Here is a 25905-nt window from a genome sequence, read left to right as displayed (position 1 = left end):
TCGGTGCCGGTGGCGAAGGCGCGATCGTCGGCGGTGTCGTGCTCCTTGTCGAACATCGCCGCATCGCGGCCGTCCTTCGTGACGCCTTCGCGCTTCAGATAATCGATGTGCTTGGCCAGCGGCGCGGATCGGAACTTCTGTCCGCGATGGCGCGCGATCCGTGCGTTGACGATGACGCGGCGCTGCGTCCGGGCGAGGCCGCGCGCGACGTTCACGAAACGGCCGCGACCGAAGGTCGATCGCCCGGCGCGCCCACCGGGCGATCGGAAGCGATGGCCGGTATGCCCCGCCTTCTTGGCCGCGCGCATGACCTGACCGACGAAACTCTTCGCCTTCCGGCCCGATGTTCCCTTGTCGCGGATACGGCCGGGGCGGATACGGATGTCGTTGTCGCGTCCGCTCACGGTGAAACGGCCCATGCTGGCCGACTGGCACGGCAAAACGGCAGGAAAAACAGGGCGCTAGCGGTATGTGCGGCACTGTCGACTGTCGTGCGGCGTGCGAAAAACCCAACAACAACAACGCCGTAGGCGCCTCGCGCGCCCGGCCTTTTATCTTGCCCTCCTGCCGTTGTTCCACTCTCCGTGTGCTGCACTCCTACCGATGATGCGATGATGCACGCCGTGGTGCGCCAGACTGCGATTGGGTCGATCATTGCGAATTCTCCGCCTGGGGACGGATGAAGAGACCTGTCGGGCGCTCTTCAGGCTGTACGAGATTTGAGATCGCGGGCTGGGCTGACGGTCCATCGGATGCTTGCTGATCGGCGATTGGTTGGTCAGCGGAACGGCGATCGATCCGGGCGACGAAGAGCGGTGCGGCGCGCCAGTCGACGACAATCGTCGTGCGCTCGCTCTGCGGAGGAACTGTCGGCGCGCCGGTGACGATGGGCGCTAGGGCGGTGACATAGGCGCGGGTTTCGCGCGGCAGCGGTCGGCCGGTCGCGAGGTGCTCGGCGTAACGCTCCGGTCCCGCATTGTAGGCTGCGAGAAACCCCGGCGCGCCGAAGCGGTCGTACATCTCCCGCATGTACGCAGCGCCCGCCAGGATGTTGTCTCGGGGCTCGAACGGGTCGCTGCCGAGACCGTAGCGGGCGCGCAGTTCGTCCCAGGTTCGCGGCATGATCTGCATCAGGCCCACGGCGCCGGCGCTGCTGACAGCATGTGGGTCGTTCGCACTTTCGGCCCGCATGACGGCGCGTATCCACCGCTCGGGAATGGCGAAGCGCTGCGCCGCTTCGGCGATGTAGGCGTCGATCGCTGCCCCCTGGACTGTCGCCTGCGCGTCGGCCGAAACGTCGACGGTTTGCTGCGACACCGCGGCCGATGGGCTGCTGAACAGGAGCGCGGCTACCACAAGCGCTGCGGGACGGACCGCGCCCGAATGGTGGGCAGTCTGCAGAAGACGGACCATCGATCAGTCCTCCCGCGTCCAGATCGGCGTCGCTTGGCCGATGATCGTCTCGGCGCCGAGCGGCCCGAAATACCGCCCGTCCAGGCTCGCGGGATGATCTGCGTTGAGAAAGAAGACCTTGCCGTCCGTGAGCCGATGGCAGCCGCTCCAGACAGGCAGCGGGCGGTCGAGCCGGTCGCGCTCGCGCGCCTCGGCGATTGCCTCTCCGTCGATGCGAATGACGGCGCCATCGCGGCACACTTCGGCGCCCGACAATGCCGCAATGTGTTTCAGGAGCGGCGTGTCGTGACCGAGATAGCGGTTCTCGACGAGCCAGGCTTCGAGCGGCTCGGGCGGTCGCACGGCGACCAAGGCACCCACTTCCAGGGTCTCGATCGGGATGACGGCGTAGAAGCCGACCGGAACGCTGGACGATGGATTCCAGAGCGCGACCGGGTCGCTTCGGACGACTGCCGATGCGCCGATCAAGGCAAGCGCCGACCCGCCGAGGATGAGAGTTTTGCGCGCGCGTCTCATGCGTCGATCTCGCGGCGCTTGAGCCAGGCGTCATGGCGCAGTTCGTTATAGGCGCGCGGGTCGAGACCGGTGATCAGCCGGTTGTGGACGTGCCGCCAATGGTCCGGGCAGACGTCTTCTGGGGCGAGCCCGAGCGCTTCGATCTGGTCGATGGCGAGCAGCGCCGCCTCGACTTTCGGCCAGCCGGAAAGGCGCAGCAGAATCTCGCCACCGGGCGTCACGCAAGGCACGGTCGAACAGTTCGCGCCCGGCTGAACGGCGCGCAGGATGTCGATCCGGCTCTCGACGGTGCCGTAGTCGTTCGACGACCATCGGACGAAGGCGAAGACCGCGCCGGGATCGAAGCCGACGGTGCTCCGGCTGCGGCTCGTCAGCGTCTCCTGGACGATGCGGCCGAAGCGAATCCAGCGCTCGACCTGCCCTTCGATCCACAAAAGATCGACTGTGGTGCGGCAGCTCATGAGCGGCTCTTGTCCGCATAGGCGGGCGAGATGGCCGCGTGCCGCTTGGCGGGCAACACGGTGTCGCCGGTGTCGTCGGAGGTCGATGACTTCTCGCCGCGGCCGACCCAGGCCCGCAAATCATCGACAGCGTAAACGACGCGCCCGCCGATCTTCGAATAGCGTGGGCCGGTGCCATAGGTGCGGTGTTTTTCCAGCGTGCGGCCGGAGAGCCCGAGAAAGCGGGCGGCTTCGGGGGTTCTGAGATAGCGCGGCGGAAGGCCGGCATTGGGATCGGGCATGGGGTGCGCCTCCGGTGCTTGCGCCGCGCCGCGGGATGCGGCGGGCTGTCGGAGGTCACAAAAGCGGAGAAGCGTGTCCGGGAGGGATGACGATCAGCGATCGACGAAAACGTCACCCCCTGTCCAGGACTTAGGCCGGCGGTCGCTCGGCGTGGTTAGAAGGGAATACCGTCGTCTGAAGTCTGCTCCGCCGACACGCGGTCGGCCTCGATGCGCTCGATGAAAGCCAGTGATGAGAGCACACAATCGACAATGAACTGCGCTTCCGACACGACCAAGAGATCGTTGTCGTGAGCGAAGGATCGCTTGTTTCGCGCGTCGTTCAGCCCCTCGAAGAGCTTGTGCTGGACACGCAGCGTTGGCAGCGCGAATGCGCTGACGTCGCCGCTATCGCGCAGCAGTTTGCCATACGCGCCGAAGATAGCGTGCAAGGGCGTCGAGGCATCGACGGGTGCGCCGCGCTCGGCGAGCAGCGCGCGGAAGCGTTTGACGCAGTAGGTGTGAAGCCGGTCGATCGCCACATCGGGCTTCTCGGCCACTAGATCGCCTGCGATCGAGGCGCGAAGCTTCGGCAGCGTGGTGTCTCGAGAGAAGTCTTTGAACGCGTCGTCGAGATTCAACGAAGACGCATTGTCGAGCTCGTCCGTAAACTGGTCGAGCCAGGATTTGAGACGCTCTTCCTCGCGCGGATCGTCTTCGCTGTATCCATCGAGACCGCAGCGATACGCCCAAAGCGCACGCAGAACCTTCGCGACGAGACGCGGTTCGGCGACTTCGACGAAGCCTCTCAGTGTCTTGCCTTTGCTGTGACCCTCGATCTGAAAGCGCTGTTGGAAGATGTCGAGGTCGAGGGTTTCCTCGAACCATTCGGCCATCGTGCGGTCGGAGAAATCGAGGACGTAACCGCCGCCGCTGTGAAAGATGCGATCGAACGTCATCCTGTGCTGCGAGGTCAGGCGGCGCGTCCGCCCCAAAATTGGCGGCGTATTCGAAGCATTTTCTCGTTCTGTCGAAGTCATGCTCGAAAGATAGATAGAGCACTGCCGCGATTGCAACGCAGCAGGTTTCGAGGCTGATCAATGCAGTCTCCCTTGCAAAAGCCGCCGATAGCCATGGTCAATCAACATCCGTCCGTGTGCGGCAAGGCGTGCGACCTGCGCCTTGAGCGAGCTCGTTTTCCAGGGTTCCTCAACGACGCGCCGGGCGCCGAAGAAGACGGTGGCGACGGACCGATAGCTGGCGCCGTCGCGTCGCCCGTCGACAGTGCGCAGCGCCCGCTTCAGGCGTTCGCGCTGCTGGAGCGTTAGCGGCGGATCGGCCGTGCGCTCGATCAGCCGGCGTCGCAGGCGGTCGGCCGCAGCGACACGGGTAGGCCAGTCATCGTCCAGCGGGATGAGGACGCCAAGCGACTCGGAGGCAGTGTCCGTGTTGGCGCGAACAAGAACGGCGCCGCTGTGAAGGCGCATCCAGGAGAGGCCCCGGTCATCGGTGCGCTGCTCGGCGATGTTGTCGGCGAAGCTGACGGATGGCAGCCCGAGGTCTGGCAGAGCAGCGACCAGAGTGACGACGGCCGGCGCGATCTCCGGTCGCCAGAAGACGGGCGCGCTGGGTGCGGCGATGTCGGGATCGACAGGGAAATCGCAACCCCCAATCAGCGGGCGCTTCTCCGCCATGTCGCATCCGCGCATAGTCCGCGCGATAGCTTTCGTTGCGTCTCAGGCACTCCCAGGCAAGCCCGGAAACGTCGAGGCTGTCGAAATGGTCGTAAGCTCGATCATCGCGCCAATCGCGGGGCATGGCCGATCTCTCCGCTATTGCGTGATCAACTCAAAAAAGCCCCCGTGCTAACGATATTCGTCCGCTGGTTGTACTTGCCTAGTACCACGATCGGCATGAGGTGATGCGTGGTGTGCATCACCGCTTCGTTAACTGGATGAAGGGAGACCTCTGGTCAGGAGATCGCGGTAACCGTGTTCGGTCATCCAGTGGGCGCGTTTGAGATGGCTGTTATGGACCTGGCGCGCACGCTCCGGTTCGTTTTCCGGATCAATGCCAAGCAGGATTCTTGCGACCTCAGCGACCGATGCACCGGAGTTTTCGGCATCGAGGAGACGCATATAGAGCTTCAGGTGGTCACGATCGTAGATCGTGATGCAATCGTCGGAGGGCGGGGCGTCTTCGAGCGGCGGGTCAGGCGAACGGTTCATTGCGAGGTCTTCGAGCGGGCGTCACCAAGGGTTAATGAACTGGAAACCATGCGATGAGCAACTGCGGCCCGGTTTCAAAGTGCCGAATCGCTGTGAATGAATCGATCGGCGCGTTCTGCAGTTCTCTGTCTCCAAAGGCTTCTCTCGGTCGTGCATCTTAGAGGCCGTTTCGAAAGTTGTTGAGCGGTCGAGGCTCATCTGATTCCAAGGAGTTGCGAAGCTTCCTGGAGATTGTCATGTGGACCCCGACCACCCGTAAGCAGCATAGTCGCCCTGCGGCGCGATACCAGACCGATTTGACGGACAAGGAGTGGCGGCTGATCGAGCCGTATCTGCCTGCCGCTCCGAAGACAGGCCGGCCCCGCGCCTGGCCGATGCGGGAAATCATCAACGCGATCTTCTACGTGCTGCGCGGCGGCATCACATGGCGGCTCTTGCCGTCGGATTTTCCGCCGTGGCCGACCGTCTTTCGCTGGTTCGCGGCCTTTCGCGACGGTTCGCTGTTCGAGAAGATCAACCACGCACTGGTCATGGCGGATCGCGAACGTGTCGGCCGCGACGCCCACCCGTCCGCCGCAATCATCGACAGATGGGATGGTTGCCGCCCTCCCCAGACGGCATCGCGATGTGCCAGCATGGTAATCTATGAGCCATGAAGCGGAGAGCCTATCAGGATCACTAAGCGCCGGCGCCGAGGGGAGTGTAAGAAGTCGATGACCTGAATGGGCGTAACGATCGAACAGATCTGGGTCAGGAAAACCAGCCTTTGGCTACGTGCCTCCAAGCACGATCGACAGATTTGGACCTGATCCGCTGATCTCCATACCGGCCCGCGGCTTCTGAAAGCGCCGCACATCGAGGCCTGAAAGAAGACCGCACTCGATCGCTCGTCAAAGGGATCAAAAACTTCTTGCATCACGGGCGGCAACCAAAGAAGAAGCCAAAGCGTCAAGACCACCGAAGCTGGCGGGCCGCGTGGCTATGATGCCGGCAAGAAGATCAAAGGCCGCAAGCGCCACGCCTTGGTCGACACGGACGGGCGGGCGCTGCTTGTCGAACCCCATCCAGCCAACATCCAGGATCGCGATGCCGGCGGCCCGTTGTTGCAGGTGTCGCGCCCCTTCTTCCCTTTCGTCAGGCACGTCTGGGCCGATGGCGGATACAATCATGAGCGCGTGACACAAGCCACAAACATCCTCGTCGAAATCGTCAGAAAGCAACCCGATCAGGTCGGCTTCGTCGTTCTCCCGAGGCGGTGGGTGGTCGAACGCTTCTTTGCCTGGATCGGTCGCAACAGGCGGCTTGCCAAAGACTTCGAAGCGAGCGTCAATTCCGCCGCAGCATTCCTCTATGCCGCATCCGCAATGCTGCTCATTCGCCGATTGGCCCGCTCGTCATGACTTTCGAAACCGACTCTTAACGGATGGCATCACGAATTGTAGAGAATACTCCGTGGTTAAATACTCTACAATGCTGGTTCTTCGCGATCATGTCGATCCGCGAAACGCTGGCAACGAATCTGAAGAAGCTACGCCGAAATGCAGGGCTCTCGCAGGAAGAACTGGCGCACCGCGCACAGATTGATCGAACGTACATAAGCTCGATTGAGCGCTGTCAGTATGCAGCGAGCATCGACGTGCTCGAACGGCTCGCACGTGAATTGGGCGTCAAGCCGGCTGAGCTGTTGGAGGAGTCCGCTCGAGACTGACCTGAGAAAACGCCCCGCCCGGCTTGCCGGACGGGGCGTGTCGCTGGCGGCTTCAGTCGCCGTTCTGGCGGCGGGCGCGCGACCAGATGAGGCTGTAGCTCTCTTCGCCTTCGACGACCGTGTCGTCGAAGAGGTTGGCGTAGATCGGCTGGGTGAAGCTCGGATCGTCGAGCTTGAGGCTCAGATAGTCGCGGCCCTCGTTAGAGGTCTTGGACCAGGCGGCGCCGATCTCGGCGCAGCCGACGAAGACCCGGTGGCTCGGCGCGTTGCCGTTGGATGAGCCTTCCTCAGGGACGATGCGGACGTTCTTCGCCTGCACGCTGAGGGTGACGATTTCACCGACGAACTCTTTGCCGGTCTTCTTGAAGGTTCCGATGGTGGCCATGTCAGTTCTCCTTTTGGCTTCGAGCCCGCGCCCTTCGCGGCCTCGATGGCGATCGAAGAGGCCGGGGCGACCGCAGACGCAGCCCCTGTGGCCCGCAGCGTGAGCGGAGGACGGCGGGGACGGTCTTTCTTGCCTCGCGAGGAATGGCCTACGGCCAGGGGACGAAAGTCCGGCCCCGCCGTTGCGGCCGAGGCGGTCGAGGCGTCAGCCGACCCCGGTCAGATCAGCCCATTGAGAGGCCGTGACGGACGCGGGTGACGGGCGCTCGGGAGAGAGGCTGACAGCCGCGCATGGATACCGGCAAGACCCCGGCGGCGGGTGTCGCGCGAAGACAGGCTTAGACATGCAGAAAGGCGAAGTCGCATCCTTTCCAACAGGATCTCGCCTGACGGAAACAGCGACTCGCTGGCGGGAAGATGGCAGGACCGTTGAGTTTGGCGTCGATGCGCTCAAGCGGGAACGAGGTGCAGCGATTTTGCCCTCAGGCGCAAACCGGATCCCTCTTTCCGGACACGATCAACATCGGGTGACGGTCGCAGATGTGACGGATCGAGAGTTTCAGCCGTCGTTGGCCGCGCGCTTTCCAGTCGTGGAGATCGCCGTCTGCGGCGAATCCTCGTCCGGCCCGGCGAGGGAGGCGATGCGCGCCCAAGCCGTGGCGCCGACGATGATGGCGCCGATCCACGCGAAGACGAGCGTCCAGGTCTCGCCCGCGCCGCCGATCTCGGCGAGGCCTTTGATGGCGTGGTAGCCCGCAATACCGGCGGGCGCGGCATAGACAGGGCCAATGGCGAGCCTGACGGGTACGGAACGGATCGTCGCGAAGGCGATCTGACCCGCGATGAGGGCGATCGCGCCGGCGAAGAATGCGGATGCAAACGCCGCGATAAGGCCGGCGTCGGTGTCATAGACATACATGCCGACCGTGACGGCGACGAAGAAGGGGAGCGCATAGACAGCGAGCGTGAACAGCAAATAGATGAGCAGGCCGAGCCCGAACGCGCTCAAGATGGCGGATATGAACATGGGCGGTCTCCTCGATGAGAGCGCGTCCCCAACCGCCGCCATGACGCGATGGAAGTATAGCGCGAGGTATCGCGCGCCGGAATATTCCGGCGCGTTCGGGTGATGCGCAGCGGGCATCGCTGGGTCACGACGCCCTCGCTTTCCTTGGGCGGAAGTCGTAGAGAGGGACGCCCATCTGTCTGGCCTTGTCGGCGAGGTTGTCGGTGATCCCCGAGCCCGGGAAGACGATCAGCCCGATCGGCGCGGTGTCGAGGAGCTGGTCGTTGCGCTTGAACGGGGCGGCCTTGCCGTGGCGCGTCCAGTCGGGCTTGAAGACGATCTGCGGACACTTGCGATTGTCGGCCCAGCAGGCGGCGATCTTCTCAGCGCCCGTGGGCGATCCGCCGTGCAGCAGGACCATATCGGCGTGCTTGGCATGCACCTTGTCGAGCGCGGCCCAGATGGCCGTGTGGTCGGCGACGTCCGTCCCGCCGGCGAAGGCGATCTTCGTGCCGGTCGGCAGGAGCGGTTCGAGGTCTGTTCGGCGCTTGGCGGCGAGGAAGTCGCGGCTGTCGATAAGCGAGGCGGTCAGATTGCGTCGGTTCGTGTGCGAGCCGGAATGCGGATGCCAGGTCTGTCCGAGATGCGCTTCGAAAAGGTCGGCGGCGACATCGCGCATGCCTTCATAGGCGTTGCGGCGCTCGATCAGGGTGAGGCCCTGTGCGGTCAGCTCTTCGAGTTCGACTGAGCGGACCTCAGAACCGTCCTGTTCGCGCTGGGAGCGCTTCTGCGCCTGTTCGTTGGTGTCGAGTTCGCGGTCGACGCGGGTCGCCATGCGGTGGAAGACGTTGGTCGTCGACCAGAGCAGGTCTTCGAGATCGGGTTCGAGCCGTGTGTCGCTCAAGCTGACAATGAGCGCGTCGAAGATGTCGGTCAGCGCGCCTCGAATACTATCGGCCTCGGGCAGCGGTCTTGGGTCGGGCTCGCCGGCAAAGGGTCGGTAGCCGTGGAGTTGCAGCTCGTCGAGGACCATGGCGGTCGATGAGCGGCTGGCGGTGTCGGCATGATCGGTCATGGCGGATCGTCTCCTCGTTCGAAGACCGCGCCTCTCGCGGCCTTCCCGGGCGACGGGAAAGCGGCGGCCGTCCGGGCCTGCATTCTCAGGGGTCCCCATCGCGCTCGCGCGATGGGGTGGAACCGGAGCGTCAGCGGAGGACGGCGGAGGCGGCCCCGTTTTGTCTCGCGATGCAAAGCCGAACCTCTGGTTCGGCGGCGGAAAACGGGGCCGTCGTAGCCGTTGCCGGACCGGGCGGGCTCCGCTCCGTCTCGCCCCTCTCAAGGAAGGCCGGAGGCGTGGCTCTGTATCGGGGAAACGTATCCGCGACCGGTACGACGACGCTCTGGCAGCGATCTATCAGGCTACGGAGGATGGCAGCAGGATTGCGGCGTCGTCCGGCGCCAGTTGACTCCGGAGGTGCGCGCGGAGGCCTTGCAGCCCGAATGCGCGCAGATCTTCGTTTGCGTCGCTTCGCCGAAAGCGGAGTGGCACTGTCTCGATGCACTGGCCATGCGCCCTTTCGGCCAAAGCCTCGGTCGCGATTCGGCCCGCTTCGTCGGCGTCGGCGGCGATGTAGAGACGCTCGATCCCGCTGGGCGGCGCGAGCGCTGCGAGGTGGTTCGCCGAAAGGGCCGCGATAACCGGCAATTTGGGGAGTGCCATGCGCAGCGACAGCATGGTTTCAAGGCCTTCGCCCGCTGCGACGATACGGGCCGCTGCGCCGATGCGCACGCCGTGCCCGAGCAGATGGCCCATCGCCTTGCGGTTCGGATCGAGCGGCGCCTTGTTCGCGGTCTCGGGATCGAGCCAGGTCCGATGCAAACCGGTGATGTTGCCGTCAGCGTCGGTGACCTTCGCCAGCAAGGCCGGCCAGGCTTCTGGTTTGGCCATATCCGCGCGATCCTCGCGCCAGTAATAGCAGTCCGGGTGGAAGCGCAGGGCACTGACCGTCCGGACACCGACAAGGCCGCGTCCGGCGAGATAGCGCTCCGCGAGAGTGCCGGCGATCGGTTTGCCCATGGCCCACAGCCTTCGCCCGGCTTCCGGCGATCCGGTGGGGGCTTTGGCGAACGGCTCGGGCTTTGGCGGTTCGGGCCGCGGCAGGCTGAGGAACCGGCGTGCCTCGGCGGCGATGTCGGCGAAGTCGACCAGACCGCAACTTTCACGGATGACGTCGAGCAGATCGCCATGCTCGCCCGTCGCCGCGTCGGTCCATTTGCCGGCCGCGCCCTTGCCCGACTCCGGGCCCTTCAGGCGGACGTACATCGAGCGGCCCGGCGTGTTGCGGACATCGCCGACGATCCAGTAGCGGCCCTGCTTTCGCCCGTTCGACAGGTAATGACGGCAGACGGTTTCGGCCTCGCGGCCGAGGCGCTGCGCGAGGTCTGATGCTGAATTCTCCATGTTCGGTCTCCGGGAAGCGCGCACGAAAAAGGGCCTGCCGCGTCCGGCAGGCCCCAGGCGCGAGGGAGCTGGGGGAGCGCTCCCTCGATTGGTGGTCGCCTCAGGCGAAGGCGGCGACCTGCTCATCATCGTCGATCGGCTCGACATCGCCCACGACCGTTTCGCCGTCTTCTGCCGCCGATTGCGCTTCGCCTTGCCCGACTCGTTCGACATCACCGTCGTCGACGATTTCGAACTCCGGCTCGTCAGGCTCTTCCACGAGCGCTGGCGTGCGCAGCGGCGCAGGCAGCCAGCCCGTCCCCGCCAGCAGTTCTTCCGCGGCTTCGACCATTTCGGGCTTCTTGAACCCGGCGATGCGGTCGGCGTCCTTGTCGCCCTTCGCCTCGCGCACGGCGGCGAGGATCTGCGCCTTGGTGACGCGGCCGAGATAGTTGTCCGCCGTCGGTGCCCAACCCGCCTTCACCATGTCGAGGCCGAGCGTCGATGCGAGAACATCAGCGTGGGCGATCTGGCGCGGCTTGCGATAGTGCGGTTCCTGGACGGCGTTGACGGTCATCGCCACGCAATGGGCGAAGAGTGCGTCTCGGCTGTCGCTGTCCCACTCGGCCAGCGCATCCCACAGGTCTTCCGGCTCTTTCGGAAGATTGCCCGCCCAGGTCTCGATCCCGAGATCGATCGACTGGACGTACCGAGCATCACCGAGGTTCGGCGCTTGCGACCCGAACTGGGTGGAGCGCGGCGTGATCTCGACGCAACTGTCCTGGCCGTAATGGTAGAAGAGCTGCAGGACCATCGCATGCAGGCAGGCGAGCATGGCGAGTTGCGGATCGCCCGCGAGCGCATCGCGCAGCGCCATCGTGCGATGGACGGTCAGCTCGCAGATGAGGCGATCAGACAGCGGTTTGGTGCCGTCGTCATCCTCGTCTTCGTCGACCTGATGTGCCTCCGCACTCTCGTCGTCGGTGACATCATCCGCATTGGGGTCGACAGGTGCAGCACCCTCGGTCGCGTCGGTTTCTTCGACCGGTTCATCCTCGGGCCGCACATAGCCGCGCTCGACGCGCAGCCGCCCAGATCCATCGATGCTGACGAAGGCGCCCGCGATGGCATAGTCGTCCGCCTCGAACCGGATCGGGCGGTTCTGGAGCGCTTCCATCGCCGTCTCGATCTCGCCCAGCCGCTCGTCGATGTCCTCGGGGAGTTCGTCTGCTTCGGCATAGTCGTCTTCGAGCTTGTCGTATTCGGCTTTGAGCGCGGTGTAGCTTTGCTCTTCCTCCTCGCTCATCGGCTCGGCCTCGCCGCGAATGCGCCGCAAGTCGTAGGTGTGGCCATAAGGAAAGTCGGTCGCGACCTCGATCCACTTCCATCCCTCGACGCGGATCGCTTCGGCCTCTTCGTTGAGCTTCTCGGCGACCATGGTCTCCAGAAGCGCCGCGTCCTGCAGCCAGCCGCCATCGTCGGTTTGGAACAGGTCGCGCAGCACCTCGCCGCCGGCTTCGACATAGTTGTCGAGGCCGACGAACTGAGCCCGCCGGTCGGAGGCGCGCACGGCGCCTTCGGTCAGCATGCGGCGGACTTCATAGGGCTGCTTGTTGTAGTGCTGCTTGAGCGCTTCCCAGACCTGTTCCTGGCGCTCATGATCGGGATTGACCGTGAAGGCCATGAGCTGTTCGAGGGTCATCTCTTCGTCCGCATAGGCCTCCAGCAGGGTGTCCGAGACGGATGCGAGCTTGAGACGCTGCTTGACGACATTGACCGAGACGAAGAAGGCGGCCGCGATCTCTTCCTCGGACTTACCTTTCTCGCGCATCGCCTGGAAGGCGCGGAACTGATCGAGCGGATGGAGCGGCGCGCGCTGTACGTTCTCGGCGAGGCTGTCTTCCTCGGCCAGACCTTCGGTCCGCACGATGCAGGGCACTGGGGCCGTGCGGTTCAAGCGGCGCTTCTTCACCAGCAATTCGAGCGCCCTGAAGCGGCGCCCGCCCGCCGGAACCTCGAACATGCCGGTCTCGGCGCCGTCCTCGTCGAGCACGGGCCGGACGGTCAGGCTCGCCAGCAGCGTGCGCCGGGCGATGTCTTCGGCCAGCTCCTCGATCGAGACGCCGGCTTTGATGTGGCGGACATTCGCCTGGCTGAGCACCAGCTTGTTGAAGGGGATGTCGCGCGAGGCGCTGAGGGTGATTTTCTTCGACTTGGTCATGAGACTTCTCCGCGACGGGCGGCCAAGAGACACTCTCTCGGGCCTCCAAACCCGTCACGAAAACCACGGCCCACCTCTCCCTCTAGGGAGCGATGGACCGTGGGCGGATGGTTGGGGCTGAACGGAAACGCCTACGCGGCGCGCTCCAGGAGCGCCTTGGCGCGGGTCTCCATGGCGAGGCGCGCGTCCTGCTGCGGCTTGGACCGGGCAACGGCGGTGATGCCTTGGACGAAGTCGAAGACGCTTGTCGGTGGTCGGTCTTCCTCGGCTAAAACCGTCTCGACGATCTTGCCGGTCTCGGCTTTCGAGAAGCCACGCTTGCGCAGGAAGTCGGCGCGATCCTCGTCGCTTCGGGCGACGATCTTCTCACGCGCCGCGCGGATGCCTTGGATGAAGGGCTGCGGCGACGAGTCGGCGAAGTTGGCCAGTGCTGGCGCCGCTTCGTGCGCGAAGCGGTTGGCGGCGTATTTGGAATGCCGGATCGTGATCTCCTGGAAGTCCTCGACGCCCCAGAGGTTGCGGTTCTGGCAGACGGCGCGGAGATAGAAGCTCGCGATGCCGAGCGTCTTCGCGCCGACCTCCGAGTTCCAGCAATAGAAGCCGCGGAAGAAGAGGTCGGGCGAGCCATCTCGCAGCGTGCCTGCCTCGATCGGATTCAGGTCGTCGACCAGGAAGAGGAAGACGTCGCGGTCCGAGGCGTAGAGCGTGGTCGTGTCCCTGGTTACGTCGATCATCGGGTTGTAGACGCCGGTCGACCAGTCGAGGACGCCCGGAACCTTCCAGCGCGTGTCGCCAACACCGTCGCCCGCGATGCGCTGGACCGCCGCGACGAGCTCATGATCGTAGATGCGGCCATAGTCCGGGCCCGTGACGGCGCGCAGTTCGGTGCGACCGTTTGCGACCTCCATCGTCTTGACCTGCTCGGCGCGGTGATTGGTGAGGCCATATTGTAGATTGATGCCCGCGAGCGGGGCTGGAAGCTGGCGCAGATAGGCGGCCGGTGCGCTGACCAGGCTGGCGAGCTGGCCGAAGCTCCAATGGGTCGGCGCGACGGGTGCTTCGGTATCCGGCAGAACGAGCGCCAGGTTCTCCGGATCGTCGCGATGCGCTTCGACCCGGATCGCCGCGCTCTCGACCGTGCGCGTCCGGCTCCGTTCCGCGCGCCCCTTCACGGAAGCGTAGAGGTCCGAAAGGGAGAGATACTTCTCGTCGTCGGGCCGCGAAAACCACTCGGACGATACCCGCCCGTTATTCCCGCCGCGGGACACATCCACCTTGTAGCCGCCGCTCTCGGGGCGGCCGTTCATGATCTCGATTGCAGTCATGGCTGTTCTCCATGACGGGCGGCCCGAGAGCCTCTCTCTCGACCTTCAAACCCGTCACGGCGATAGCCGTGGCCCTCTCACTCTGGCCGCCCCGCATGACATAGCGGCCTTACGCCATACCGGCGCGCCGCGCCCCGCGTCAGGGATGGACGTCCGTCAGGGGGAAGACCCATGAGGGGCTTCCGCTTCGCCGACAGCCCGGCCCGCAGGGGACGCCTGCCTACCTCCTTCGATGATACGAGACCTCACAGCCTGGACGCTGGAGTGTGAGGTTTCGTATCACTTTAAGTTCTGTCCGAAGCGCACCTACAGATTTCGGACACGGTTCTTGCGATCTGTCCGAAATAGCACTACATATTTCGGACATGACAGCCACCGTATCAGACTTGAAAACCGCGATCCTGAAGCGCATCGAAAAGGGTGCGACAAGAGGGGTTTGGACGCCGCGAGACTTCCTCGATCTTGGCGCGCGCGACGCCGTGGACAAGACACTGCAGCGGCTGACACGCGCTGGAAGTCTGCGACGGGTGGATCGGGGGCTTTACGACAAACCGTCATTCAACAGTCTGACGCAGAAAAGCAATCCTCCCGATCCAAGACAGGTTATCGAGGCCATCGCTCGACGGGACCAAATCCGCGTACTCGTCGATGGCATGACTGCCGCGAATGATCTCGGACTTACGAATGCGGTTCCTGCAAAAATCGTCGTGCACGCGGATGCGCGGCTCAAGTCGGTCTCACTCGGCCAACTCGGAATCACGTTCAAGCCGACCGCTGCAAGCAAGCTGTACTGGGCCGGTCGGCCGGCCATGCGCGTCGTCCAGGCGTTGCATTGGCTACGGGACACGATGGGTAACGTCGATGAGGATGCCGTTCTTAAGCGGCGGCTGACCGCAATTCTTCAGAACCCAGAGAATGGACAGGCGATCCGGGAAGATCTGCAGGCGGGATTGTCGACCTTGCCAAGCTGGATGCAGACCTTTTTGCGGCCGATGTTGAAAGAACAGGCCGACACATGATGAACTCTGCATTCGATCAGGTCATCGCAGCAGACGATGAAACACGGCTGGGTCTATATACGACGACTGCCCAACGCCTCGGTACGACACCCCAAAACGTCGAAAAGGACTTCTGGGTTTGCTGGACCCTTGATGCACTCTTTAACGGATTGGCAGACCGGCCACGCTTGCTGTTCAAAGGCGGCACATCACTCTCCAAAGGGTTTGGCCTGATCAAGCGCTTCTCGGAAGATATCGATGTCACTGTCTTCCGTGACGATCTGGGAGAAGCAGCTTCTATCGCGGAGCTGGAAGCTCTCAGCGGTAAGAAACGCGGCAAAGCTCTCGATGCGATCAAGGCGGCGTGCGAGACTTACATCAATGGCGCATGCCTGGCGGACCTGACCGCGATCATAGGCGAAACGGCCAAACGCAATGAGGTTAGCACGGAACAGCTCCGCATTGAGCCTGACCCCGAAGACAGTCAGGCGCTCTATGTGCGTTATCCGACGGCAACGCCCGAGGATGCTTATGTCGGTAAGGCTGTAAAGATCGAGTCCGGCGCGAAGTCCGCTCTCGATCCCAATTCGGATCGCGTCATCCGGCCGTATCTAGAAAGTGATATCCCAGATATCGACTTGGGCGTCGGTAACGTCACAACGGTCGATCCGGAACGGACCTTTTGGGACAAGGTCGTGATCGTGCATGGGCTGCGGCGCTGGTTCGACAACCGCGGAGAACTCAAAGGAAACGGCCAACGGGTCTCGCGCCACTATTACGATTTACACCAACTTTTGGCTTCGGATACTGGGCAAAGGGCGATGAAAGATCGCGAACTGGGTGCCGACTGCGTGGCCCATGCTCGCATGTTCTTCAATCGCCCAGCCTTCGATCTTGCGACGGCAACGCCCCCCACATTCTCTCTTCGCCCCGAGGGCAAGATGCTCGACGACCTTAGCCGCGATTATCGCGCCATGTCGGGCATGATCTTCGGAGACGATCCGGCCTTTGAAGAGATTATCGCTGATATCATTGCACTTGAGACGACTCTGAATGTCACGGCGGAAGGAGCTCAAGAAAGCGACGGCCAGAAACATGGCTAAGAAGACAAGAGGCCCGAATTCACGCCGTGATTCCAAGTCATCGTCCAAACCGACCAAAGCTGCATCCAGAGCTGGATCCAATGCAGGCCGGGGTTTTCGTTACCAGGATGCCGTGTCCGCTTGGTTGGCGGTAGAAATATGGGCTGGTCAGCGAGCGCCCGCCATCGTGATCCCGGAAGGTGGTGACGACATTGAGCTGCGGGGCGAAGAAACGAGCTTTGTCCAGGTCAAGAGCCGGCGGGAACACCTTGGGGACTATACGGAGGGCGAGACGGTTGGACACATTGAGGACCTGTGGAAGCGGTCGCTTGGCTCCGCACCGCAGCCGCAGCAACTGGAGCTCGTTCTTGAGCGCGAAGTGGCGGGCCTTGGTCCCCTCGACGGCCACCCTGCAACTCGTTTGATCGAAGGTCCGATCAGCACCAAGCTTGCAAAGTTCAGTGGATCCTCTGATCTTCTCCCAAGAACTTCGATCATCGTCACGACCTCACCGCAGGAGTTGGCGATCAGCCTGATCGTAGATCGGTTGAACTGCGCCCCGATCGCAGCCCAGATGTGCTTTGCCGATCTGCTGGTCCGCGTGGGTGCCTTGGCAGACGCCAATGGCCGGTTGGCGTCGGAGAACTATCGTGGCGTTTCGATCTCCGACACCGATACGTCAATCCGCGATGTTTTGGCCGCTATCGACATTGACGCGATCGAACGCGCTCTCAGGGATGGTGTTTGCGAACCGGTAGATTTCCTTACGCCTCTCAAAGACCCGAACTTCTATCTCGGGGTCGACGTAGAACCCGGTCACATCGCGGCGGGTTTGGTGGCCGAACGCCCCCGAGACAGGTCGGCTCTGGTGGAAGGTATTGAACAACGCCGGGCCGCGTTGATCGTCGGACCATCAGGGGCCGGAAAATCCGCTTTGATGTGGGAGGCCGCCAACGCGTTGCGCCATACGGTGCGGTGGTTTCGTATCCGTCGTCTGAGTGCGGAGGATGTTCCATCTCTGCGCCAGTTGATCCGGACGTTTCGCGCTTCAGTAGACAGTCCCTTGGGCTTCGTCATGGATGATGTCGGCCGGAATGGGCCAGAAAGCTGGGGCGCCTTGCTGAAAGAGGCGATGTCCGTGCCTGGCGTCGTCCTGCTCGGTTCGGTCCGAGAAGAAGATGTCACGCTGATTGCCGAGCGCGCGCGTGCAGCCGAAATACGCGCCGATCCCGACGATGAACTCGCAGAACGACTCTGGCGAGAACTGCGCGAAGCTGAAAAGACGAACTGGGCGGGTTGGCGCGAGCCGTGGAAGATGAGCGAAGGCCTTCTTCTAGAATACGTTCATATCCTGACGCGCGGACAGAGGATGCACGAACTCCTCGCCGACCAAGTTGCGGTCAGGGTTTCAGATCAGAAGCGTTCCCTCGAACTTGATATTTTGCGATCCGGCGCCTGGGCAGGCGCAGCGAATGCTCAAGTTGATGCATCTCGATTGGCGCGCGCGCTCTCGGTCAGTGAGGCCGATCTTTCACGCGCCTTACAGCGCCTCATCCAGGAACATCTGGTTCGTTCACCTGCTCCGGGCTCGGTCACCGGCCTACACCAGCTTCGATCCGAAGAATTGCTGCAGCTCACGCACCAGACAACACTACCGACCCTCGAAACGAGTTTCGAACGGACGGTCGTAAGTGTGCCCGCCGCCGATCTGGCGCCCTTGGTCGCGGACACGCTATCTGCGCGGCGCTTGCCTGTCCCGGCAGTGCTCAATGGCTTGATTACCCGGGTAGAGGGCGAACAGGACGCGCGGGCGTTGGCGTCAGCGCTCCGGGGTCTGGGTTCGGGCCGCGTTTCTTTGGGTGTCGACGAATGGCTGGACACGCCTGAAGCGCGTGCGTTGCCACGAACGCAAGTCGGAAGCGCCGCAATGTTCGGGATTGCGGATATTGATCTGAGTAGTCTCAGCATCATCCCGGAGGTCCAGGCCGCGGCGGATCGACTCTCGCAGATCAAAGGTTCGCCGGAAGATGACCCTCGCCGCCTGTTGATGGAGCGTATGTCACCCTCTGTCTTGTCTGTCCTGATTGAGACTGCGGATTTGGTGAGCTTAGATGAGATTCTCGCAGCGTTGGTCGGAATGCCATTGCCAGCCTCGGTGCGGACCAGTCTCATGCAGACTCCAGAAGGCCTCTTGAATGCCAATCTAGATCTCTTGGGGTCTCTGATGGGCACCTTGTCCGCCCTAGATCGTGAGATCGCCAGTGATTGGGTCGCCGAGGTCGGGCAAGAGGCGTTGTTCGCACGGGTTCAGGCAGAGACAGCCTGGGCCGGGCCTGTAACGCTGGAAGATGCCGATGATGGAGTGATCGTCCGCTGCGATCTTTGGTACGTTGCCGGCTCTGTGCAGAACAATCCGCACGACGCGGTCGTAAGCCTGTGTGAGCGGATATTGGCACTGTGCCCGTCGGCTGACATTGCAGTGTCTAACGCTATTACCGCAAGTGGCGAGTTGGCTGGTCTTGCTCGCATGCCGCTCGCAACAAAGCGGATTCCCCGAGAAAATCTTCCCCCGCCGTCGTTTCCTCAGTGGAATCGGCGGTGGGGTGATCTCATTTCCCGCCGCGTCGCCGCTCCGAGCTATAGCGACTATCTTGCCAGAGGCGTGGCAATTCTCGATGCCCTTGTGCCGATTATGGAGAAGGTCTTCGACGCGCATTTTCGAGGAAAGAATGCACTCGGCAACCTCGCCGACAAGCTGAACTCACTCAATGCGGACACTGAAGCACTAACGCCACCAGCTCTTTCGTCCTTTGACGCATCAGGCGATGGGAGCCGAGAGGCGAACACCGCGGTCACCAAATTCCAAAACATCCTGCACGGCGTCAGCGTCAATCTCGTCAAGAGGTTCGCGCTATTGCCAGATCAGGCAGGCGCCTACATTGCGTGGCTGAACGAACTTATCTCCGATATCGATACGGCCGTCGCCCAAGAGCCTTGGCAGCTCATCGGCGATGCGCCTCCGGCAACGCTCCTACGGCTCAAGACGCTCTTAGAGACAATTCGGCTGCTCGCTGGGGAAGCACATGAAAGACAGGAGCCGCCGGTGGCTAGTTGGGCGGCGCGCGGCAAAGGCGCACGAGCGGGCAACGCTCTACGGCTCGTTTCCCTTTCAGCCAAAGCTGCGGGGGACAAACGCCTGGTTCAGCGAAAGGCAGAAATTGAACGCGTGGCCGATGAAGCCTGGGTCGTCGCACAGTTCCATTTGCGCGTCAGAGCCAAAGGTATTTTACCTTGGCCGCCAGCAGATGTTCTGGCGCTGCTACCCGCGTCTGACATTGCAGACGCCGTGGTTTCGCTTGCTGACCAAACAGACCTTGTACGGTCATTGGTGGACTCTTCGATCCATCTGACAATTATGCCCTACATTGAGGACGTCGCGTTCCCGGCGCTGGCAAAGTCCGGTTACCAGACCCTCCTTCCGGACCCGGAGTGCGCTGCCTTGTGGGCCGAGCAACTCGGCTTGTCACAAGCACCGTCCGCGATGGCAAGCATGTTCGGAGAGGTGCTGAGCCTTGCCAGCGAACTCGGCGCAATGGACCAAAGACGTCTTGGGAGTGAGACTCGTCCAGAAGAAGAGATTGTTGTTCGTCGAAACTTGGAGGCGACCTTCGCCCAAAAGCACGAGGGATTGGCACGACAGCTCGATGCTCTTGACCCAACTCTGCAAACGGATGTGTCCGAACTGATCGAGTATCTGCGAACCGGAGATGTGGATTTTGCAGCGGAAGCGCAGGCTGCGATTGGCGGAACGTCAAGCACGACCGCCGAGGCAGCGGGGTATGTGTCTTTGCTCTTAATGTCTGCCGAAGTCGAAAATGGTCCAGCCGAAGGGCGACCGCCCGAGCGGGACCAAGCGTACTCACTCGAGCGAGCCGACAATGGCCAAAAACACAAAGAGAGATGAGTTTACGCCCGCGACGAAGCGGGCAATCGAGCGGCAGGCACGTGGCCATTGCTCCAATCCGGCATGCCGCCGTTTGACCCACGCAGCCACCTCCGATGGCTCTGGTGAAATCAATATCGGTCAAGCCTCGCATATTTGCGCCGCAGCACCGGGCGGTCCCCGATATGACCCCAACATGACGCGCGAAGAGCGAAGAGCTGCCGACAATGGCATCTGGCTCTGCGACGTGCACGGGCGCGCCGTCGACGCGAAGGATTCGAAATTCACGGTTGAGGAATTGCACGACTGGAAGAGGCAGACGAACGAGGACTCGTGGCGCAGTGTGATCCACAACGTGCCGTATGGGCCGGAAATGCACGCGCCCACGCCGGACGAACTGCTCGGCCGCCTTCAAGCGGCTGCCTCCGACGACCTCGTCGTGTTCCGCCGGACGCCGAAATGGCCGAGCACAGAGGTGGCGCTCACATTGACGCTAAAGGTGAAGCATATTGACGAGGCGTTGAGTACGCGCGCGCTCGCCAACGCCGTGACCACTCTGGATGATCTCGTTCTTGTCGCCGCGCCGGGCATGGGAAAGACGACGACGCTTTTTCAGATCGCCGAACGCGTGCTGGAGATTGGGAATTGCACGCCGCTGATCGTCCCTCTCGGCGACTGGGCCGCGGAAGGCGATGCGTTGCTCGCCTCGGTGCTGAAACGACCTGCGTTCAGTGGGATTTCAGATCAGGATTTTCGCGCCGTCGCGGCGAAGCCTGGCGTTGTTCTCCTTCTCGATGGCTGGAACGAGATGGATGCTGCTGCACGTGAACGGGCGCGTGTACAGATCACCGCACTCAAGACCGAACTGCCGGAACTCGGTCTCGTCATCTCAACCCGCAAGCAAGCTCTCGACATTCCCTTCGCCGGGACGCGGGTCGATCTGCTGCCGCTCAATGACGAACAACAAATGGAGATCGCGCGCGGCATGCGCGGCGAGGCTGGCGTGCGGCTTGTCGATCAGGCGTGGCGGACCGCGGGTGTCCGTGAACTCGTGGCAATTCCTCTCTATCTGACGGCGCTTCTGTCGCTGCCAGAGGGGGTGCCTTTTCCGACCACGAAAGAAGAAGTACTGCGACGCTTCGTGGCGGTGCACGAGGAGGACGCCCGCCGTGCTGCGGCTCTCCATGCTACGACTTTAGGCTTCCAGAAAGACTATTTGGATGGTCTCGCTGCGATTGCGACGACAGCGGCCAACACGGCGATTGCGGACACGAACGCGCGCAGGTCGGTGGCCGAGACCGCTCGGTTCCTGATGGACGACGGGCAAATCACCGTCGCCACGCAGCCAGACACGGTGCTCGATACACTTGTCAGCAATCACGTTCTGACGCGGTCGAGCGACGCGCAGGGTTACTCCTTTCAGCACCAGCAATTTCAGGAATGGTACGCCTCGCACCATGTCGAACGACAGATGCTACAGGCCGTCAGCGATCCGGCCACACGCGAGAAGCTGAAGGTTGAGGTGCTCAATCAGCGCCCGTGGGAAGAAGCAGTCTTGTTCGCTGTCGAACGAAGCGCGCGCAGCGACAACTTACATAAGGCTGCATGCAGCGCCGCCATCCGTGCAGCTTTCGAAGTCGACCCTGTCCTCGCAGGCGAGATGATCTTCCGCGCCACCGACGAGGTTTGGGCACCGATCGGCACCGAAATGCGGAGCCTCGCCGAGAAGTGGCACGCACCAGGCAAGTTGGATCGCGCGGTACGTTTCATGATCGCGTCCGGCAGGCCGGAATTCGCCGATCTTCTTTGGCCGCTTGTTTCGCACACGAACACCCAAGTGCACCTGCCCGCCCTCCGGGCGGCGAAGCAATTTCGCCCATCCGTGCTTGGGCACGACGCGCCGGCCCGCATCGCAGCGCTGCCACCGGAAATCCGCAAGAACGTACTGCATGAAATCGCATCGAACAGCGGAATTGACGGCCTCGATCTTGCGACCTCAATCGCGAAAAGTGACAGCGAGCCGTCAGTGAAAGCGACGGTTGTCGATGCGCTGTCATTTCGACGAGCGGATCGCCACGTCGCCGACTTGCTCGCTGACGCGGGCGACGCGACCTACGATATCCTGGCCCAAAAGGGTCACCTCGACGACATTGCAGTTGATGCTGTTCGGCAGGAACTCCAGCGAGCGCGCGAACGGCTCAGGGCCGTTGAAACTCACACATGGAGCGACTGCGTACGCTTGTTTACTCGCCCGGCGGAGATGACTGCGGGACTGAGGTTACTGGGATCGTTGCCGAGATGGAAATCGACCGTAAGCGCGATGGCGAAACACATCTACTGTACGAAGTGCGAAGACGCTATCCGCAGGCACTCGCTGACGGCTTGCTGCGTCGCTTGCACGAACGCCGCGGTCTCTTCTACGGTGCAGACAATATTCTTGCGGCCGCCGGGTTTTCCTTTGAGGACGACGCACTGCTCGGGATCGCCCTCGAAGAAACAAGCCGCTACGACGATCGCGCCGAGGCCGCTGCTTCAGTGTTGGGACCAAACGCTGTTGGTCGGTTGATCGACACGTATCTAGCTGCTGGGAAAGTCGTGCGCGACGCCAGCGGCAAATACGATCAGGCTGCGGGTGATCGCTATCACGGTCTGCGAAACCGTATAGGCCACACGCCAGGCGCAAGTTTGGTGGCCGCCGTTCAGGCGCGGGCGGCGGATGCCGATAATGAGGAAATCGTCCAACTAGCCGAGCTGTTTTCCCGCGAGACCAACGGCGACGACGAACGGGCGCGACCCTTTAGTGAAGAAGCCTTGGCTGTAATCGGCGCGCTGGCGCGCGAATGGGCTGAACGCATGCTCGCCGGTGGGGATGAGAAGCGCTGGCGAGTAGCTACCATTGCAACGATGATGAGCCGCGCACCGTCCGTCGCGCATCTTCCGCTATTGAAGAGAATGCTTGACGACAATTTGCATCGCTATCGGGCTTTCCGCGAAAAAGCTGCCGCGAGCGGATGGAAGGATCGCGACGCTGTGCACGAAGCGCAGCATCCACACATGCATGAGTACCAACGGGCGTTTTTGGCGATCAATGCGCCGGAGACCGCTGCGCTGATGCGTGCATACCTGACGGATGAGCATTTTGGCGAGTTGGCTGCGCGTGTGCTGGCTGCCCAGTGGTTTGAGGCAAACGATCCCAAAGACGACAAAAAGTTCCCCATCGGCGTAGACTTCTCGCGGGTGGAAGCGCGCCGGGGGGCTCGCGCCGCCGATCCCGCCAAGACATCGAGCGAGGCGGAGGCGATCTTCGGCGCAATCGATACCCTAATTGTCGATGGTTCGTCGGATGCGCAATTGAGGCTGGCGGTTGCGCTTGGCATTGTGGGATCACGGCTCCCCCACGGCCAGCGTGACGCGACGATCCAGAAGCTGATTTCTCTCGCGCCGAGGCAGGTGCGCGCAGCCTTACTGTTGTCGCTGGTCCTCGCTGGCGAGGACATTGACATCAAGCTCGTGGCCGACGGCATAGCTGAGACGTTTGAGGCGGCCAAGAAGGAGACCTGGATTCTGACACAGAGCGACGCGTATCAACTACGGGATTGGTTGCGCCTTTTGCCGTTCGCCACGCCTGTCACTGATCTGCCCGCCATCGTGCGCGGCATGCCGGACGCGCAACGTCATCCACAAATGCTCGAAGAGATGGTCCGCGGACTCGGCAGTTCGTCCTCGGACGACGCAGAAGACGTAACTTTCAAACTCGCCGAAGACGACACGCGTCTCTACCAGAACCATGCGTGGCGCGCGACCGCGCTGAGCTTCGGCACCATATCCGCCGCGCGCCGGCTTATTGACTTGACCGTTAGCGGCGCGCTCGACGGGAAGTCATACGACGGATGGCATTGGCAACGCGAACTGGGCGGGTTGATCTCGGAGTTCTCCGAGATCCGCGCCTATGTCAACGACCTCCTGAAGGATGGGCCGACGACGAAGCAGCTTGCCTTTTTGGCTAGCGCGGTTGCCGAAGACCCTGGCACGGAAGGCATACTGATGCTGATCGATTTTGAGATGAAAACCGGACGTTCGTTCATGACGTGGCAGTCGATCCAAAGCGCTGTCACGGAGCACGTCCCGGCAGAGAACTGGGAAGGTGCTTACAATGTCGTGCCGGTCCCGGCGGTCGAGTTGCGCCGGAAATTGCTGGCGATGACGGACAGCGGCGGCAAGGATGACCCCGCCGCCCGTTGTCTCAACCTCATAGACAAGCTCCGGGACGAGTACGGTGCTCCAGAATCGGAACCACGCCATCCCGATCTTGCGTCGGAGCGCCCGTGGCCGATCTTGACCCCCGATCCCGACGCCGAGGACGGAAAGTGATGCGGCGCGCAAGCGGAGTCATCAAATGCAGGGTGCTAACCGTCATATCTGACAGATAGAGTCGGGTTGGCTGTCAAATATGACAGCTAGCGGATCGACAAGGCGTGATCGAAAGCATCCTTTAGCTGAGCGGCCGTGCCTCGATTAGCATGTCATTGATAGCGGTTCGTCGTGTCTGCCGGTCGAGAGCGTACGTGTTCCGCCTGAACTCGACCCCTTCGAGAAGCGCCTTCACGTAGCCCGACACAGTGTCGGCGGCCATGATCAAGGTCGAGTCCAGCGTATGGACGTATTTGCTCGTGACGGAGCCCTTCGCGTGCCCGATGAGCGCGGCAATGGTGATTTCGGTGAAGCCAAGATCGTTGGCGATGCTGGCAAAGCTATGCCGCAGTACATGGGGCGTCACATCCCAAAGCGGAGTGTCCGAAAAGAGCTTCTTCCAGCTCTGTGGGAAATTTCCAACGGCGTTGTCTTCGCCTTGGCCGGGGAAGACATAGGTGCCATCCCGTTTCAGGCGGGCGGCTTCAAGATAATCGATGACCGGAAGACCGACGGGGCGGACAGAAGCGCCTTCCTTGCTGTCCTTCAGTCGAAGGCAACTGCCCTCGATATCGACTTCGCTCCACCGCAGACCGATGATCTCGCCACGCCTGCAGCCGGTCAGAGCGATGAGGCGGAGGATCTCTGCGTGAATGCCATAGTGATTGTCACTCTGGACATCCTTCAGGATGCCACCCAGCGTCCGATACTCGGCTTCGCTCAGACGCCTGTCGCGCACTTTGTATCTCGGCTTCTTGAGGCCGTGCGTTGGGTTCTGATCGATGATCCCCGCCTCGATCGCGTAGGTGAAGATGCCGCCGAGAAGACCCATAGTACGGATGGCGGTGCCGCGGCCGCCGCGCACAATGGCTTTTCCGCGCAGCTTTTCCGTCTTCATCACCACGCGCGTCTTCCCGGCGATGATGTCCTTCATCAAATTGTTCATGTCCGGCTTTGTGATGTCCTTGATCCTTCGCGTGCCGAGCAAAGGGATGATGTGCCGGCGGATGCGACCAACATCGGTCGCGACTGTGGTGGCCTTCTTCGGGCGACCGCCTTTCCCGAGAACAAGACCGGCCTCCATATCGGCGATGTACTGGTCGCACAGTTCCCGAACGGTCACCGCGCGACGCTCTTCCTCCCGCTCCGCTGCGGGATCATCGCCCTGCGCGACGTCACCCAATCGGACTTTCGCCTCGCGGCGGGCGGATTCCGGGGTCCACACTCCGTGCAACCCGATCGCATAGCGGCGTGACCGTCCCCGCGCGCGATACTGAATGACGTAGCTGCGCTTGCCGGACGGAAAGACCCGCAACCCAAAGCCCGGCAGTTCATCGTCCCAAATGATGTAGTCCTTGGTCTGCGGCTCGGCGCCGTCTACGGTTCGCTTCGTGATCTTCGCCATCGTCTCGGTCCCTGTCGGACCCGGATTTCGGTAAGCGCTGTTTCGGCCCCACCTTTCGCTGTGCGTCGTGATCTGGGATTGGCTCCTTCAGCGGTTTACGGGAGG

19 protein-coding genes and 4 pseudogenes are annotated in these 25905 nt (G+C 62.4%); 7 read left to right on the top strand and 16 right to left on the bottom strand.

Translation table 11 applies throughout. The annotated features are described in order from the left end of the window. From RBB34_RS18455 to RBB34_RS18415, 9 genes and pseudogenes are all read right to left on the bottom strand, one after another. A pseudogene (locus RBB34_RS18455) lies at positions 1–404 on the bottom strand (type VI secretion protein); the annotation flags it as partial. A 247-nt stretch (positions 405–651) separates the two neighbouring features. After that, positions 652–1413, bottom strand: a complete 762-nt coding sequence (locus tag RBB34_RS18450; RefSeq protein ID WP_306120719.1) for a lytic transglycosylase domain-containing protein — start codon at positions 1411–1413, stop codon at positions 652–654. Between the two features lie 3 nt (positions 1414–1416). Then, the gene (locus RBB34_RS18445) at positions 1417–1929 is read right to left on the bottom strand and encodes a S26 family signal peptidase (protein WP_306120718.1); all 513 of its coding nucleotides are present in this window, start codon (positions 1927–1929) and stop codon (positions 1417–1419) included. Further along, positions 1926–2390, bottom strand: a complete 465-nt coding sequence (locus tag RBB34_RS18440; RefSeq protein ID WP_306120717.1) for a DUF2840 domain-containing protein — start codon at positions 2388–2390, stop codon at positions 1926–1928. Before RBB34_RS18440 ends, RBB34_RS18445 begins: the two co-directional genes overlap by 4 nt. Continuing rightward, complete coding sequence (locus RBB34_RS18435; protein ID WP_306120716.1) at positions 2387–2671, bottom strand: helix-turn-helix domain-containing protein; 285 nt, start codon at positions 2669–2671, stop codon at positions 2387–2389. The genes RBB34_RS18440 and RBB34_RS18435 overlap by 4 nt, the downstream gene beginning before the upstream one ends. Before the next feature lie 155 nt (positions 2672–2826). Further along, positions 2827–3609 (bottom strand): hypothetical protein, encoded by a 783-nt coding sequence (locus RBB34_RS18430; RefSeq protein ID WP_306120715.1) that lies wholly within the window; start codon positions 3607–3609, stop codon positions 2827–2829. A 138-nt stretch (positions 3610–3747) separates the two neighbouring features. Next, positions 3748–4344, bottom strand: a complete 597-nt coding sequence (locus RBB34_RS18425; RefSeq protein WP_306120714.1) for a DUF2285 domain-containing protein — start codon at positions 4342–4344, stop codon at positions 3748–3750. Positions 4345–4354: 10 nt separating this feature from the next. Next, positions 4355–4468, bottom strand: a pseudogene (locus RBB34_RS18420) (DUF6499 domain-containing protein); the annotation flags it as partial. Between the two features lie 128 nt (positions 4469–4596). After that, on the bottom strand, positions 4597–4878 hold the full coding sequence (locus RBB34_RS18415) for a DUF2285 domain-containing protein (RefSeq protein ID WP_306120713.1): 282 nt from the start codon (positions 4876–4878) through the stop codon (positions 4597–4599). Positions 4879–5114: 236 nt separating this feature from the next. Here RBB34_RS18415 and RBB34_RS18410 point away from each other — a divergent pair. From RBB34_RS18410 to RBB34_RS18400, 3 genes and pseudogenes are all read left to right on the top strand, one after another. After that, a pseudogene (locus tag RBB34_RS18410) lies at positions 5115–5465 on the top strand (transposase); the annotation flags it as partial. Between the two features lie 318 nt (positions 5466–5783). Beyond that, positions 5784–6278 (top strand): annotated as a pseudogene (locus RBB34_RS18405) (IS5 family transposase); the annotation flags it as partial. A gap of 89 nt (positions 6279–6367) precedes the next feature. Then, complete coding sequence (locus RBB34_RS18400) at positions 6368–6586, top strand: helix-turn-helix transcriptional regulator (protein ID WP_306120712.1); 219 nt, start codon at positions 6368–6370, stop codon at positions 6584–6586. A 52-nt stretch (positions 6587–6638) separates the two neighbouring features. On the opposite strand, the gene RBB34_RS18395 is transcribed toward RBB34_RS18400, so the two are convergent. The 6 genes from RBB34_RS18395 to RBB34_RS18370 all read right to left on the bottom strand — a co-directional run bounded on the left by RBB34_RS18395 (position 6639) and on the right by RBB34_RS18370 (position 13962). Then, entirely contained in the window at positions 6639–6971 is a 333-nt protein-coding gene (locus RBB34_RS18395) for a DUF736 domain-containing protein (protein ID WP_306120711.1), read from the bottom strand. A gap of 558 nt (positions 6972–7529) precedes the next feature. Beyond that, complete coding sequence (locus RBB34_RS18390) at positions 7530–8114, bottom strand: hypothetical protein (protein ID WP_306120710.1); 585 nt, start codon at positions 8112–8114, stop codon at positions 7530–7532. A 7-nt stretch (positions 8115–8121) separates the two neighbouring features. Continuing rightward, on the bottom strand, positions 8122–9051 hold the full coding sequence (locus RBB34_RS18385; protein WP_306120709.1) for a DUF2493 domain-containing protein: 930 nt from the start codon (positions 9049–9051) through the stop codon (positions 8122–8124). A gap of 339 nt (positions 9052–9390) precedes the next feature. Further along, complete coding sequence (locus RBB34_RS18380; RefSeq protein ID WP_306120708.1) at positions 9391–10437, bottom strand: toprim domain-containing protein; 1047 nt, start codon at positions 10435–10437, stop codon at positions 9391–9393. Positions 10438–10537: 100 nt separating this feature from the next. Then, positions 10538–12637: a ParB/RepB/Spo0J family partition protein gene (locus tag RBB34_RS18375; protein WP_306120707.1), complete on the bottom strand. Its 2100-nt coding sequence runs from the start codon at positions 12635–12637 to the stop codon at positions 10538–10540. Between the two features lie 131 nt (positions 12638–12768). Beyond that, entirely contained in the window at positions 12769–13962 is a 1194-nt protein-coding gene (locus tag RBB34_RS18370) for a DUF932 domain-containing protein (RefSeq protein ID WP_306120706.1), read from the bottom strand. Between the two features lie 365 nt (positions 13963–14327). Between RBB34_RS18370 and RBB34_RS18365 the strand changes: the two genes are divergently transcribed. Genes RBB34_RS18365 through RBB34_RS18350 form a run of 4 tightly spaced genes read left to right on the top strand, consistent with a single transcriptional unit; the run spans position 14328 to position 22551 of the window. After that, a complete protein-coding gene (locus RBB34_RS18365; RefSeq protein ID WP_306120705.1) occupies positions 14328–14981 on the top strand; it encodes a DUF6088 family protein in 654 nt (217 codons plus the stop codon). Then, positions 14981–16063, top strand: coding sequence for a nucleotidyl transferase AbiEii/AbiGii toxin family protein (locus tag RBB34_RS18360; RefSeq protein WP_306120704.1), 1083 nt, complete (start codon positions 14981–14983; stop codon positions 16061–16063). Before RBB34_RS18365 ends, RBB34_RS18360 begins: the two co-directional genes overlap by 1 nt. Next, a complete protein-coding gene (locus RBB34_RS18355; protein WP_306120703.1) occupies positions 16056–20006 on the top strand; it encodes a hypothetical protein in 3951 nt (1316 codons plus the stop codon). The genes RBB34_RS18360 and RBB34_RS18355 overlap by 8 nt, the downstream gene beginning before the upstream one ends. Further along, positions 19981–22551, top strand: coding sequence for a hypothetical protein (locus RBB34_RS18350; protein ID WP_306120702.1), 2571 nt, complete (start codon positions 19981–19983; stop codon positions 22549–22551). The genes RBB34_RS18355 and RBB34_RS18350 overlap by 26 nt, the downstream gene beginning before the upstream one ends. Positions 22552–24477: 1926 nt before the next feature. Here the strand turns inward: RBB34_RS18350 and RBB34_RS18345 are convergent. Then, positions 24478–25800 (bottom strand): site-specific integrase, encoded by a 1323-nt coding sequence (locus tag RBB34_RS18345; RefSeq protein ID WP_306120701.1) that lies wholly within the window; start codon positions 25798–25800, stop codon positions 24478–24480. Between the last annotated feature and the right edge of the window lie 105 nt (positions 25801–25905).

The sequence above is a fragment of the Roseitalea sp. MMSF_3546 genome (genome assembly GCF_030732865.1).
GTDB lineage: Bacteria > Pseudomonadota > Alphaproteobacteria > Rhizobiales > Rhizobiaceae > Roseitalea.
The sequence above is the reverse complement of the archived record's forward strand: the minus strand, read 5'-3'. Positions and strand labels throughout refer to the sequence as shown.